General features: G+C 28.6%; 21 protein-coding genes. All 21 read left to right on the top strand.

The window, feature by feature from the left end:
- Positions 1-100 precede the first annotated feature (100 nt).
- Positions 101-436, top strand: coding sequence for a hypothetical protein (locus ABUA17_RS06115; protein ID WP_342986011.1), 336 nt, complete (start codon positions 101-103; stop codon positions 434-436).
- A 43-nt stretch (positions 437-479) separates the two neighbouring features.
- On the top strand, positions 480-686 hold the full coding sequence (locus ABUA17_RS06110; protein ID WP_195949621.1) for a hypothetical protein: 207 nt from the start codon (positions 480-482) through the stop codon (positions 684-686).
- Positions 687-725: 39 nt separating this feature from the next.
- Positions 726-1,271, top strand: coding sequence for a hypothetical protein (locus ABUA17_RS06105; RefSeq protein WP_349818241.1), 546 nt, complete (start codon positions 726-728; stop codon positions 1,269-1,271).
- A gap of 60 nt (positions 1,272-1,331) precedes the next feature.
- Entirely contained in the window at positions 1,332-1,496 is a 165-nt protein-coding gene (locus ABUA17_RS06100) for a hypothetical protein (protein ID WP_349818240.1), read from the top strand.
- Between the two features lie 48 nt (positions 1,497-1,544).
- Positions 1,545-1,775: a DUF370 domain-containing protein gene (locus tag ABUA17_RS06095; protein WP_133017104.1), complete on the top strand. Its 231-nt coding sequence runs from the start codon at positions 1,545-1,547 to the stop codon at positions 1,773-1,775.
- 206 nt (positions 1,776-1,981) lie between these two features.
- Entirely contained in the window at positions 1,982-2,335 is a 354-nt protein-coding gene (locus tag ABUA17_RS06090; RefSeq protein WP_349818239.1) for a DNA-binding response regulator, read from the top strand.
- Between the two features lie 42 nt (positions 2,336-2,377).
- Entirely contained in the window at positions 2,378-2,548 is a 171-nt protein-coding gene (locus ABUA17_RS06085; RefSeq protein WP_349818238.1) for a hypothetical protein, read from the top strand.
- On the top strand, positions 2,548-3,201 hold the full coding sequence (locus tag ABUA17_RS06080; RefSeq protein ID WP_349818237.1) for a tyrosine-type recombinase/integrase: 654 nt from the start codon (positions 2,548-2,550) through the stop codon (positions 3,199-3,201). Before ABUA17_RS06085 ends, ABUA17_RS06080 begins: the two co-directional genes overlap by 1 nt.
- Positions 3,202-3,478: 277 nt before the next feature.
- Positions 3,479-3,961 carry a Xaa-His dipeptidase gene (locus ABUA17_RS06075; protein WP_349818236.1) on the top strand — a complete coding sequence of 161 codons (483 nt, stop codon included), beginning with the start codon at positions 3,479-3,481 and terminating at the stop codon, positions 3,959-3,961.
- A 17-nt stretch (positions 3,962-3,978) separates the two neighbouring features.
- Positions 3,979-4,377 carry an HNH endonuclease gene (locus ABUA17_RS06070; protein ID WP_349818235.1) on the top strand — a complete coding sequence of 133 codons (399 nt, stop codon included), beginning with the start codon at positions 3,979-3,981 and terminating at the stop codon, positions 4,375-4,377.
- A 133-nt stretch (positions 4,378-4,510) separates the two neighbouring features.
- A complete protein-coding gene (locus ABUA17_RS06065; protein WP_042393501.1) occupies positions 4,511-4,969 on the top strand; it encodes a P27 family phage terminase small subunit in 459 nt (152 codons plus the stop codon).
- Positions 4,969-6,657 (top strand): terminase large subunit, encoded by a 1,689-nt coding sequence (locus ABUA17_RS06060; protein WP_042393508.1) that lies wholly within the window; start codon positions 4,969-4,971, stop codon positions 6,655-6,657. The genes ABUA17_RS06065 and ABUA17_RS06060 overlap by 1 nt, the downstream gene beginning before the upstream one ends.
- A 15-nt stretch (positions 6,658-6,672) precedes the next feature.
- The gene (locus ABUA17_RS06055) at positions 6,673-7,914 is read left to right on the top strand and encodes a phage portal protein (RefSeq protein ID WP_042393510.1); all 1,242 of its coding nucleotides are present in this window, start codon (positions 6,673-6,675) and stop codon (positions 7,912-7,914) included.
- On the top strand, positions 7,892-8,515 hold the full coding sequence (locus ABUA17_RS06050; protein ID WP_042393512.1) for an HK97 family phage prohead protease: 624 nt from the start codon (positions 7,892-7,894) through the stop codon (positions 8,513-8,515). Before ABUA17_RS06055 ends, ABUA17_RS06050 begins: the two co-directional genes overlap by 23 nt.
- Before the next feature lie 13 nt (positions 8,516-8,528).
- A complete protein-coding gene (locus ABUA17_RS06045) occupies positions 8,529-9,692 on the top strand; it encodes a phage major capsid protein (protein WP_042393515.1) in 1,164 nt (387 codons plus the stop codon).
- Positions 9,693-9,745: 53 nt separating this feature from the next.
- Positions 9,746-10,027: a head-tail connector protein gene (locus ABUA17_RS06040; protein ID WP_157029100.1), complete on the top strand. Its 282-nt coding sequence runs from the start codon at positions 9,746-9,748 to the stop codon at positions 10,025-10,027.
- Positions 10,028-10,035: 8 nt separating this feature from the next.
- Positions 10,036-10,338, top strand: a complete 303-nt coding sequence (locus ABUA17_RS06035) for a phage head closure protein (RefSeq protein ID WP_042393521.1) — start codon at positions 10,036-10,038, stop codon at positions 10,336-10,338.
- Positions 10,338-10,778: a hypothetical protein gene (locus ABUA17_RS06030; RefSeq protein ID WP_042393524.1), complete on the top strand. Its 441-nt coding sequence runs from the start codon at positions 10,338-10,340 to the stop codon at positions 10,776-10,778. The genes ABUA17_RS06035 and ABUA17_RS06030 overlap by 1 nt, the downstream gene beginning before the upstream one ends.
- A 4-nt stretch (positions 10,779-10,782) precedes the next feature.
- Positions 10,783-11,181: a hypothetical protein gene (locus ABUA17_RS06025; RefSeq protein WP_198133957.1), complete on the top strand. Its 399-nt coding sequence runs from the start codon at positions 10,783-10,785 to the stop codon at positions 11,179-11,181.
- Position 11,182: 1 nt separating this feature from the next.
- A complete protein-coding gene (locus ABUA17_RS06020; protein WP_042393529.1) occupies positions 11,183-11,599 on the top strand; it encodes a phage tail tube protein in 417 nt (138 codons plus the stop codon).
- Positions 11,600-11,643: 44 nt separating this feature from the next.
- Positions 11,644-11,949, top strand: coding sequence for a hypothetical protein (locus ABUA17_RS06015; RefSeq protein WP_042393531.1), 306 nt, complete (start codon positions 11,644-11,646; stop codon positions 11,947-11,949).
- Positions 11,950-11,975: the final 26 nt, after the last annotated feature.

Genomic DNA, 11,975 nt, shown 5'->3' with positions numbered 1-11,975 from the left:
GGTAAACATTTATTAGAATTTCAAAAGATGGATTTAATAAGCTCTATTTATAAAAAGTAGTGAACAATTCAAAAATAGTGAGAAGAAATGGGGAAAGTAAATGAAATTAGAATTTAAGGTTTATTCAGTAAATGAAGAATCTATATATTACAAAAGTTTGATAAAAGCACATGAGAGGACAAGGAAAGCATTTAAAGCACCAATACACTTTTTAAATGAATTTATAGTAGTAGGAGAAGATGATGAAAATTACAGAGTACATCAATTAGATGAAACTGGGTTATCAGTATTTGGAGGATGTGAGTTAGATTTAACAGCTCTATCTATTCCGAAGAGTGATTTTAAGTGGGATAGAACAACATACGTAGAATTAGATATACCTAAGATTTGTTTAACAATAGATATTATAGATAAAATTAAGGAATTAAATAGTTAACAAATAATTCAAAAACACTCTTTGTTAAGGTTGGAGGTAAAAAATGAATTTTGTAAAAACAGGATATAAACCATCAAAGATTCAAGCACAAAGAAATAGGATTGTAACTATTTCAACAAAGTTAGAATTAAGTTGGATATTTGATGATGAAGTGAATGAATACTTAGAACAAGGATGGAAACTAGATAGAATCGAAACAGTTAAGAAAGATAATGATATTTTATTAATTGGATTCTTAAAAAGGTATTAAGCTAAATTCAAAAACATGAGGGAATTAAGGAGTGATTTTATGGAAAGGGCATTTCTAGTAACGAAAGATAGTAATTATTATAAAGACATGCAAAAGTATGTAGGTATGGTTCAAAAACAAAAACAACAGGTAGCAGATTTTGAAAAGAGCGTAGACATAGAAGCTAATGAATATGCAGTTACTGGTGACGGAGGATGTAATTGTCCATTTGATGAGTTCGATAAGAGTGAAATAAGATTTTATATAGTTCCCACAAAAAAGGATAAAACAAAATTCCAAAAGCAATTATTAAAACCTATGTTAAATGGATTAAGTCAATTTAGAAGGAATGGCAAAATATCAAGAGAGTTTCAGCAATATTGTGTAGACAATAAAGTTATCATAAATATATTGCAACCAGATCTAAGAGATTATTTAAAATCAATAGACTGGGCTGGTTATACAAGACAAATGATAGAATGTGATGAAGGTTATTATTTAAAAGTAACAAGCGAGTTATTAAAAGAATATGACAATCCAAAAGGGTTCATTCCTATACCGATGAGTGAGTTTTATAAAAAATTAGAGGAAAAGAATAATAAATAGTTACTTTTGGATATAGCTTAGTGTCAGATTAAGAAGAAAAAAAGAGAGTAATTACAGGCAATGATAGAGAGAGTTAAGACGAGAAAACAACAATTAGAAGAAAGAATTAAAAGATTAGAAAGCTATGTTTATGAAGATGATAATACACCACAGCTTAAGAAAATATATGAAGATCAAATACAATTTTTAAGAGAAGAGTTGAAGGAACTAAAAAATAAAAATTAATCGAAGATAAAATACTCGTAAATGATAATAAAACTAGAAGGAGGGAATATGAGTAAATTACTAAATGTTGGCTATTTTAATAGTATAAATAAGGATAGAGTTGTATCAGTGGCAGATTATGAAAGTGCTCCTATAAAGAAACTTGTTAAGAATGCTAGAGATATGGGAATGTTAGTTGATTTAACACAAGGCAAAAAGACAAGGGCCGTTATAGTTATGGATAGTAGCCATATAGTTTTAACATCAAAAAGTGCGGAATCACTTGCTAAAAATGAATAAAAATAAAAGAAAATATAGTAAAAAGTATATGTTTTTTAAAAAAAGCGGGGGTAAATTCCTCTCGCTTTTTTTATATTTATGATATTATGAATATAAATTAAATCGGAAATAACAAGAAGTTCATAGGGATATTACTTATTAAAATTAAAAAATGTCCACTTTGAATGGGTTGGGGTAAACTATATCATTTTTTAGGAGGAATGGGTTTGAATAAAGAATTAGTAAAGCAATTATATTGCAATGGATTAAATGCAAGAGAGATTGCAGAACAGTTAAATGTAAATAAATCAGCAGTAAATAAATGCATACAAAGAAATTTCAAAGATTTTAAATCTATTCACTTAAAAAATAGAAAGCATCTAAAGTTTTATGAAAATGAAGTAAGAAAAATAACAAAACATGAAAGTAAGCAGTATATGAGTGATAAGACTTTTATATTAAAGAATAGATCATTATATGAAACTAAAAAAGATGGAGATATAGTGTTAAAAAAGAATATAGATTGTGCAATTCCTTGGGATGTACCAAGAAGATTGATAAATGAGTTTAAGAGTTGTTAGAAATAACAGCTCTTTTATTATGTTTAAAATGGAGGGATAGTAATGGAGATTGGAATAATTATAAAAGAAAGTTGTCCAGAGCGTTATGAAAGGTTAAGAAAAATTAGAGGTGAAAATAAAAAAGAAAATCTGACAGAGAAAGATATTAAGGAATTAATGCATCATTCATCATACAGGAGAAGTAGACGAGGGGCTATTAAGCAGGTGAGGTAATGGTGGAAGAAAAAATAAGAGAATGGGAGAAAGGTTCTGCAAATCCTATTCCAGATTCTAAATATGAAAGATATAAAGAAAAGCTGGTTGAATTAAGTAAAGAATATCCAGAAAGAAATTTAATGTTATTTTTACTTGCTAGGGCAACAGGATATAGAATGCAAGACATAATAACATTAACAGTTGGAGAAATAAAAGATGCATTAGATAAAGGGTACTTTGAAATCCAGGAACAAAAGCAATATAAACAATGGCAAAGTGAAGTTGTTAAGAATCCTAATAGGAGAAAACCAAAGAAAAGAGTTGCAGAAATTGGACCATCACTAGAAAAGCATTTAAAGCAATATCTTAAAGGAAAGAAAAGGTCAGAGTTTGCATTTCCTAGTAGAAAAGGGAGAGGAAATGAAGCTTTAACACAAAAATCTTTTAGTGATAAATTAAAAGAAGTTGGAGAAGCTATTGGATTAGAGCATATAACAGGACATAGTCCAAGAAAAACATATGCTACTAAAATCTATACTGAAACTAATGGTAATTTAGAAGCAGTAAGAATAGCACTTGGACATAAGAGTATAGAGGAAACTAAAAGATATTTAGGATTAAAAGAACAAATGGCAAAAGATGCTGCAAGAATAGCTGATACAGGAATATAAGATTAAATTACTGTTTAGAGGTTAAATCAGTAAAAAAAGAAATGGTACTTGTTTAAGTGATAAATAAAAAATTATTACTAATATATGTACTTAAAAAATGGTATGCGTAATCGTCACCTATATTACTGATTGAATAAAAAAATAGAAAAGTAGTTTAAAGTTAGTATTTTCAATGGGTACAGGCTATTTTTATTTTGAATTTTAAAAATGAAAATTTAAAGCTTAAAAAAATAAAAAGCCATGAAAAATGAAATGGCCACAAAAAGGAGGTGAAAAAGTGGGAAGAAAGTCAGTTGATGAAATTATTGAAAGTAACCTAACACAAGTAATATCAATGCTTAAGGACGGTTGCAAGGATAAAGAAATCATTGAGTTTTTAGGGATATCAAGAAGTGCATGGAAGGCCAAAAAAAATAATAATTCAAAACTTAAGCAGGCAATAGATGAAGTTAAAGAAGCTAGAAATGAGCAAGTAGAAGATGCTTTATTTAAATGTTGTACAGGCTATCATTACTATGAAGAAGTAGCAACTAAAGTAAAAGAAGAGTATGAAGGTGAGAATGGAGCAGTACTTGTTAAAGAGGATGTAAAGATTTCTAAAGTTAAGAAGTTTGCTAGACCAGATGTTAATGCTCAAAAGTATTGGTTAAATAATAGAAAGAAAGCATCATGGAAAGATGATCCTAACAAAGTAGAGAATGATAAGAAAGTATTGAAGCTTAAGGAAAAAGAAATAGCATCAAAAAGTATAGATATATAAATAAAGGAATAGTAGTTATGGCTAGATTAAAGAGTTGTTGTTATTGTGGAAGAGTTCATTCTACTAATATAGTTTGTTCGAAGAAGCCAATAAAAAAAGTGTTTAAAAAGATAACTGAAAAGGATAAGTTTAGAAGCACAAAGGCATGGCAGATAAAGAGAGAAGATATAAAACGTAGAGATAGATATATGTGTCAGATATGCATTAGAGATTTATATAATACCCAAAGGAAAATAAACTCTAGGAATCTATCAGTACATCATATAGTACCATTAGAGGAAGATTATGATTTAAGAGAAGAAGATAATAATTTAATAACTTTATGTGAGTATCATCATCATTTAGCTGAAAAAAACAGTATAAAAAGAGATGAATTAATAGCAATAGTGAAAGAACAGATGAAAAAATTCTACTAACCCCCCGGGGCTAAAAAATGGGTTTTGGAGCGTTTCTGTACACCTACTATGCCTTATACGAAGAAAAAAAATCTGTAAAATGAAATATTTTTCGTGAGATAAAATATATTTTAATTTTTGGGAGGTGTTGAGTTTGGCAAGACCATGTAAATCGGCTAAAGTTTTAACTGAATGTTCTCAAACAAAAGAAGAGATTAATACTAGAATAGAAAAAGAAGAATTAATAAGAGGTAAAGCTGATAAGTTAGTTCCAAGCATGGATTTAACAGAAACTCAACTTTATCTCTTTAATTTTATAGTAGATGAATTAAAAGCAAGTGAAATTCTAAGTAATTTAGATACATTTTTACTTACTAAAGCAGCAATTGCAATTGATAGATTACATTTCATTGAAGGATTAGTAAATAAAAATCAGAAGTTACTATTTAATAAAGATATAATGTCTAAAAAAGATAGTTACGATAAAGATTTCTATAGATGTTGTAATGAGTTATGTTTATCACCACAATCTAGAGCAAAGATAGCTAATATAAATATAAATACTAAAAATGCTGAAGAAGATGCAGTTGTTAAAGCTCTTAGAGGGGAATAATGATTTTACTTGATAGAGCTATTAGATATGCAGAAAGAGTTGTTGCTGGTAAAGAGATAACAACCAAAGAAGTTATAATTCAATGTAAATGGTTCTTAATCGATTTAAAAAAGCAAAATAATGATGATTTTAAATTTTATTTTGATGAAGATAAGCTTAAGATAATAAATAATCTATTAAAATTATTTAATTTTGCGACTGGATTTGTTGCAGGAAAACAAGTATTAGAAAATTTAGCAGACTTTCAATGCTTCTTTTTAGCTAATATTTTTGGATGGAGATTTAAAGATAAGCCAGAAAAGTTTAGATATAACGATATAACTTTATATATTGCAAGAAAAAATGCTAAAACTGCATTGGTAGGGATAGCTTTTTTATTGTTAATGCTTACAGAACAAGATTATTCAGAATTTTATAGTATATGTTTAAACAGAGAACTTGCAGCAGAAATAAGAAAAGCTATGGTTCAAATATTAGAGGCTAGTCCATTAATAGCAAAACACTTTACATGGTCAGAAACAGAAATTGGCCCTGTTAAGTGTAAAATTACTAAAAGTTTTTTTAAGCCTAGAACTGCCGAGAGTGGTAAAAACAACTCAATTAGACCATCAGCATTTGTAAGTGATGAACATGGTAACTTTAAAGATAATAGTAATTTTACAGCTATGAAATCAGGTCAAAAAAATGTAATTAATCCTTTGTTATTTAGAACAACTACTGCTTATGCAATTGATAATTCAATAATGCAAGATGATTTGGAATATATGAAAAAAGTTTTTAATGGATTAGTTAAGAATGAAAGACAATTTGCATTATTATATTATGCTGAAGAAGAACATCTATGGGATGATATTGGAATGTATCAAGCTAATCCTTTAAGAATAGAGGAGAATTATGAAACAATTAGAGAAGATAGAGATAGAGCATTAGAACAACAGAGTTTAGTGGAAGAATATCTAACTAAGAGCATGAATTATTTTATGCCAGCTAATAGTGGAGAAGCTTTTATAACTATTGATGAATTAAAACCATGTAAAATTAATAAATTTAATTGGAAAGGTAGAGAAGTCTATATAGGGGTTGACTTAGCTGAAACAGATGATAATACAGCAGTATCAATGTTAACTTATGATGAAGATACTAAGAAAATAATTGCTAAAAGTTGGGCATTTGTTCCTAAGGAAAGAGTTGAAATGAAATCTAAGAAAGAACAAGTTGATTATAAGGAGCAGATTAGACAGAAGAATTGTTATGCATGTGGTGATGATGTTATAGACTATGAGTTTGTTGAGGATTTTATATTAAATATTGAAGAAGAATATAAAGTTGAAATTGTAAAGCTTGGCTATGATAGAAGAAATGCATTATCATCAGCTCAAAAACTTGAATCAAAAGGCAATATTGAGTGTGTTGAAGTAGTACAGCATAGTAGAATACTTCATGCTCCAATTAAATTATTAAAAGAAAGTATATTAAGCAAGTCCTTTAATTATTTAGATAATAAATTATTGGAGATTAACTTTGAAAATGCAAGAGAAACAAAAGATACGAATCTTAATAAATATCTAAATAAGAAAAAGAGCAAAGGGAAAATAGACTTAGTTATGAGTATTATTGATGCATTATATTTATTGCAGGAAGATATAATGTTAGATTCAGAAATGGATTGTACTATTCAAGTTATCTAGAGAGGAGGTGATTAAATGGCGTGGTGGAGAAAGAAAAAAGAAGTAAGAACTGAAGAAACAACATTAGAGGATTTATTATTACAAGCTAAACTAGGAGAAGATAGAGTAACTAAAGAAATGGCGTTAAATATACCTACACTTGCAGGATGTTTAGAGTTAGTTAGCAATACTATAGCAACTTTGCCAATTCAACTTTTTAAAGAAGAAAATGGGAAAGTAACTCAAGTTTTAGATGATAACAGAGTTAAGTTATTAAATGATGATACTAGAGATACTTTAGATGGTTTTCAATTTAAAAAGGCTCTAGTTGATGATTATTTATTAATGGGTAATGGATATGCTTATATAAACAAGAATAGGGGTAAAATTGAGAGCCTACATTATGTGAAAGAAAGTGATGTATCTATTAATAAGAATGTAGATCCGATATTTAAAAGTTATGATATTTTAGTAGGCGGAGAAACTTATTATCCACATAACTTTATAAAAATACTTAGAAATACTAAAGATGGAGCTACTGGTACTGGAATAATTGAAAGTAGTAATAAATTATTGACTGCAACTTATAATTCCCTAGTATATGAAAATATATTAGCTAAAACTGGAGGGAATAAAAAAGGATTTATAAAATCAGAAAGTTCTAAGCTAACTGATGATGCTATTAGAGAATTGAAAGACCAGTGGGGCAAGATGTATTCAGGGAATAGTGAAAATTGTATTGTACTAAATAAAGGGTTATCATTCCAGGAGAGTGGAAGTACTAGTACAGAAATGCAATTAAATGAAAATAAGAAAGCTAATGGTATTGAAATATGTAAAATATTAAATGTGCCACCTTCAATGATTGAGGGAGATGGAAAAGCTAATGAAAGTGATTATGAAAAGTTTGTAAAGATGGCTATACTTCCAATTTTAAGAGCAATATTATCATCATTAAACAGAGACTTACTTCTAGAGAAAGAGAAGAAGTCTTTTTATTTTGCATTTGATATTAAGGAACTACTTAAAGGTGATATTGAAAAGAGATTTAAGGCTTACGAAATAGGTATTAAAAATGGTTTTCTAAGTATTAATGAAGTTAGATATGAAGAAGATAGAGAGCCTATTAAAGCATTTGAGGATATTATCAAGCTTGGATTACAAGATGTATTATTTAATACAAAAGATAATACAATTTATACTCCTAATACTGATAAAACAAGTAAAATAACAGACTTGAAAGGGGGTGAAAAAGATGAGGATAGAAGTAAGGAATGATAGGGTTCTTTTAGATGGATATGTAAATGCAACGGGTAAAGATAGTAGATTTATTCCAAGTATTAAGGGGAAGTTTAAAGAACAGATAGTACCAGAAGCTTTTACGAGATCATTAGAAAAGAATGATAATGTTGATTTATTACTTAACCATGATAAAAATAGAAAGCTAGGTTCAACTAAAGAAGGGAACTTAGAGTTATTTGAAGATGGAATAGGCTTAAGAGCAATATGTACTGTAACTGATGCAGATGTAATTGAAAAAGCTAAAAATGGTCAATTAAGAGGATGGTCTTTTGGTTTTTATTCTGAAAAGGATAAATGGGAAGATACAACAGAGGGATTTCAACGTAGATATGTAGAAGAATTAGATTTATTTGAAGTATCTATAGTTGATAATACAATGACACCAGCTTATGTTGGGACAAGTATTGAAATGAGAGCAGAAGAGGAGATAATTACTGAAACTAGAAGTAATGATTCTAAAACTGTTCTAGTTGATAAAACTCAAAAGAAAAAAGAAAAAGAAAATAGAACTGAAGAGTTCGATAATTCACTTTATAAAAATCAAATAGAAATATTAAAATTAAAGTCATATAAATAAGGAGGACATAATAATGTCAAAAATAGCAAGAAAACATAGAAAACCAGAATTTAGAGCTTTACCAACAGATGTAAAGGGATTAGAAGAAAAGAGAGCAGCATTAATTGAAGAAATGGGAGATATGGTTAACAAAGCTGAAGCTGAAACAAGAGCTCTTTCAGAAGATGAGAATAAAAGATTTGGAGAACTTAAAAATGAAATAAATAATATTGATACAACTTTAAAAGCTATTGAAGAAGCAAGAGCATTAGAAAACAAAACTCCAGCTAAGGATAAAAAGAAAGAACAAAGATCTATTGATGAAGAAAACTTTTTAAAATTCATAAGAGGAGAAGAAAGAGCTTTAAATATAGCAGATAATGGAGGGATAATTCCAGTATCTATTGCAAATAGAATTATTGAAACAGTAAAGGAATTATCACCAATTTATAAAATGGTTGAAGTTTATAATGTTGGGGGAGATTTAGTATTCCCAGTATATGATGAAACTCAATCATCAATAAAGGCAGTTTATGTTGATGATTTAACAGAGTTAACAGAAGGAACAGGTAAATTTAAAACTGTAAAGTTAACAAATCATATAGTTGGTTGTTTAGCTAAAGTATCTAAATCATTAATGAATAGAAGTGATTTTGATTTACTATCATATGTAATTAGAAAAGTTGCTCAAGCTATAGCTGAATTCTTAGAAAAAGAATTAATCAAAGGAACAGAAGATAAGATGGATGGTATTGAATCAACTACCAATGTTATTACAACTGAAAGTGCTGGTAAAATAACAGCTGACGATTTAATAGAAGTTCAAATGGCAATTCCAGAAGTATATCAAAAAGATGCTGCTTGGATAATGAATAAGAAAGCATTTAAATCATTAAGAAAATTAAAAACTACTGATGGTGAATATTTATTAACTAAGGATTTAACTAATGGATTTGGTTGGATGTTATTAAATAAGCCAGTATATATAACTGAATCAGCTGATGAAGTAGCTACTGGAAATAAACCATTATTCTATGGAGATTATAAAGGTTTAGCTCTTAAGCTTGCACAAAATGTTGAAATTCAAGTATTAATAGAAAAATTTGCAACTCAACATGCTATTGGAGTTGTAGGATATATTGAAGTAGATTCTAAAGTGATAGATCATCAAAAAATAGTAGCATTAGAAATTCAATAATTTGAAGGTGGTTTTATACCACCTTCTTAATTTAGGAGGTGAGCCACTTGAAAATGAGTGAAATAACAATACTTGAAGCTAAAGAACACTTAAGAATAGATGATAGTTATGATGATTCAATGCTTGAGAATTATTTAAAAATGGCTAAAAATTATGTGCTTAAGTATACAGGATTAAGTGAGGAAAGAGCTGACAATGAAGAAGATTTATCATTTGCAGTCTTAGCTATAGTAGGTGAATTTTATGAGAATAGAATAAATAGCGTAACGGCTCAAACAAAAGTTAATCCTATGGTTTCAAGTATATTGGATATGCATTCAATCAATTATTTGTAGGTGATGATATGGATCCAGGAAAATTAAATCATAGAATTACATTTCAGATTCAAAATTTAGATTCAGAAGAAGAAGAATGGAATGACATAGTCACAACGTGGGCAAGTATAAATCCTATATCTGGACGAGAATATTATCAAGCTGAAACTATTAATAGTGATTTAACTCATAAGGTTAGATTAAGATATAGAAAAGGAATAACTCCAGATATGAGAATTTTATATAAAGATAGGATTTTTAATATAGTATCAGTTATAAATGAGTATGAAAAAAATGCTATTTTACAACTTATGTGTAGGGAGTTAATGTAATGTCAAATAGAGTAATAGTTGAAGGGCTTGATGAAGTTATTGAAACTATAAAAAAGGCAGGAGAATTACCACAAAAATGTGTTAATAAAGCTGCTAAAAAAGGAATTCAAATAGCAAAGAAAAGTGCTAAAAATGGAAGATGGGTTGACCAAACTGGTTATCTTAGAAAAGCTATTAAAGAAAAAGCAGAAAAAACTAAGATAAAAGGTAAAAAAGTTTATGATTTATGGCCAGATCCTTCATATAACGATGTCTTTGTTAAAACTTCAAAAGCAGGAAAAAGAGCATATTATCCAGCAAGTATTGAATATGGATTCAAGACAAAAAGTGGAGGATATGTCCCAGGATTTAAATTTTTGCACAATTCATTAACAGATAATAAAAGTCAAATTGAAAATGCTATTGTTAAAACTTTAGCTGATGAAATTGATAAATTATAAGCAGGTGATTAAAATAACTTTTGATAATGGCTTAAGAACAGAACTAAAAGCTATTACTGGATTAAATAAAAGAGTGTATCCAATTGTAGCACCGGAGGGGGTTAAACCTCCTTTTTTAGTTTATAGAAAAAGTAGAAGTAAATTCCTAAAAGATTTATCAGGAATAATTACTGATATTGAAGCTACATATGAACTAGTTTTAATTTCAGAGGATTATCAAAAATTAGATGAATTAGAAGTTGAAATTAAAAAGAAATTAATAGGAATTCTTTTTAATAGAATAGGTGGCGATGGACCACGAATAAACAATTTAGATTTAGAAGAATTAGGAGATGAATATATTTATCAACCTAATGCATATAAAAGCAGTTTATTATTAACTGTTAATTACAAGGAGGAATAATATGGCGACTAAAGGTATGGGTACTAAATTTAATATTGGTACTGAAGATAGTAAAAAAACTGTTGCAGAATTAACTGAAATAGGAGGAATGGAGCTATCAGCAGATACAATAGAAGTTACTACTCTTGATTCACCTGATGGATATAGAGAGTTTATTCAAGGACTAAAGGATGCAGGAGAAGTTTCTTTATCAGGATATTTCAACCCTACAGTAGGGAAAGGGCAGAAAGAAGTTTATGAATTGTTTGAAAGTGGAGAATTAACTTCTTTTGAAATTGAATTTCCACCATCATTAGGAGCTAAATGGGCATTTAAAGGGGTAGTTACTTCTATTTCTACATCTGCACCAATGGAAGATAATATTCCATTTGAAGCTTCTATAAAAGTAAGTGGGAAACCAACATTAACAGTATCTTAAGGCTAGGATTTAATCCTAGTCTTTTATTTTAAGGAGGAATAAGTATGGTATTTACAACAGTTAAATTAGATAAAGAAAGAAATGTAGTTTTAGGGTTTAAAGCTATGCAAGAATTTAAAAATATTACAGGAGAAAGTCTTACAAAGATAGATTTTGAAGATGAAGATCTAGAAGTAGAACAAATAGTACCAGTTATATATTACGCTGGATTAAAACATGAAGATAAAGAGTTAACTTTAGAAAAAACAATAGAATTATTAGATGCTCACTTAGGAATTAAAGGAGCAATAGAATTAATTCCCCAAATAATGCAAGATGCATTCGGAGTTCAAGTTCAAGAAAAAAAGTAAATAATAGTGGAGATACTCAAGAGTTT

This window comes from Clostridium sp. RTP31139st1_H3_RTP31139_211217 (genome assembly GCF_040227035.1).
Taxonomy (GTDB): Bacteria; Bacillota; Clostridia; order Clostridiales; family Clostridiaceae; genus Clostridium; species Clostridium saudiense.
The sequence above is the reverse complement of the archived record's forward strand: the minus strand, read 5'-3'. Positions and strand labels throughout refer to the sequence as shown.

Excerpts from the sequence above, each read along its gene's own strand:
- ABUA17_RS06115 (WP_342986011.1), top strand. The coding sequence starts at position 101 with ATGAAATTAGAATTTAAGGTTTATTCAGTAAATGAAGAATCTATATAT.
- ABUA17_RS06110 (WP_195949621.1), top strand. The coding sequence starts at position 480 with ATGAATTTTGTAAAAACAGGATATAAACCATCAAAGATTCAAGCACAA.
- ABUA17_RS06105 (WP_349818241.1), top strand. The coding sequence starts at position 726 with ATGGAAAGGGCATTTCTAGTAACGAAAGATAGTAATTATTATAAAGAC.
- ABUA17_RS06100 (WP_349818240.1), top strand. The coding sequence starts at position 1,332 with ATGATAGAGAGAGTTAAGACGAGAAAACAACAATTAGAAGAAAGAATT.
- ABUA17_RS06095 (WP_133017104.1), top strand. The coding sequence starts at position 1,545 with ATGAGTAAATTACTAAATGTTGGCTATTTTAATAGTATAAATAAGGAT.
- ABUA17_RS06085 (WP_349818238.1), top strand. The coding sequence starts at position 2,378 with ATGGAGATTGGAATAATTATAAAAGAAAGTTGTCCAGAGCGTTATGAA.
- ABUA17_RS06080 (WP_349818237.1), top strand. The coding sequence starts at position 2,548 with ATGGTGGAAGAAAAAATAAGAGAATGGGAGAAAGGTTCTGCAAATCCT.
- ABUA17_RS06070 (WP_349818235.1), top strand. The coding sequence starts at position 3,979 with ATGGCTAGATTAAAGAGTTGTTGTTATTGTGGAAGAGTTCATTCTACT.
- ABUA17_RS06060 (WP_042393508.1), top strand. The coding sequence starts at position 4,969 with ATGATTTTACTTGATAGAGCTATTAGATATGCAGAAAGAGTTGTTGCT.
- ABUA17_RS06055 (WP_042393510.1), top strand. The coding sequence starts at position 6,673 with ATGGCGTGGTGGAGAAAGAAAAAAGAAGTAAGAACTGAAGAAACAACA.
- ABUA17_RS06050 (WP_042393512.1), top strand. The coding sequence starts at position 7,892 with ATGAGGATAGAAGTAAGGAATGATAGGGTTCTTTTAGATGGATATGTA.
- ABUA17_RS06045 (WP_042393515.1), top strand. The coding sequence starts at position 8,529 with ATGTCAAAAATAGCAAGAAAACATAGAAAACCAGAATTTAGAGCTTTA.
- ABUA17_RS06040 (WP_157029100.1), top strand. The coding sequence starts at position 9,746 with ATGAGTGAAATAACAATACTTGAAGCTAAAGAACACTTAAGAATAGAT.
- ABUA17_RS06035 (WP_042393521.1), top strand. The coding sequence starts at position 10,036 with ATGGATCCAGGAAAATTAAATCATAGAATTACATTTCAGATTCAAAAT.
- ABUA17_RS06030 (WP_042393524.1), top strand. The coding sequence starts at position 10,338 with ATGTCAAATAGAGTAATAGTTGAAGGGCTTGATGAAGTTATTGAAACT.
- ABUA17_RS06020 (WP_042393529.1), top strand. The coding sequence starts at position 11,183 with ATGGCGACTAAAGGTATGGGTACTAAATTTAATATTGGTACTGAAGAT.
- ABUA17_RS06015 (WP_042393531.1), top strand. The coding sequence starts at position 11,644 with ATGGTATTTACAACAGTTAAATTAGATAAAGAAAGAAATGTAGTTTTA.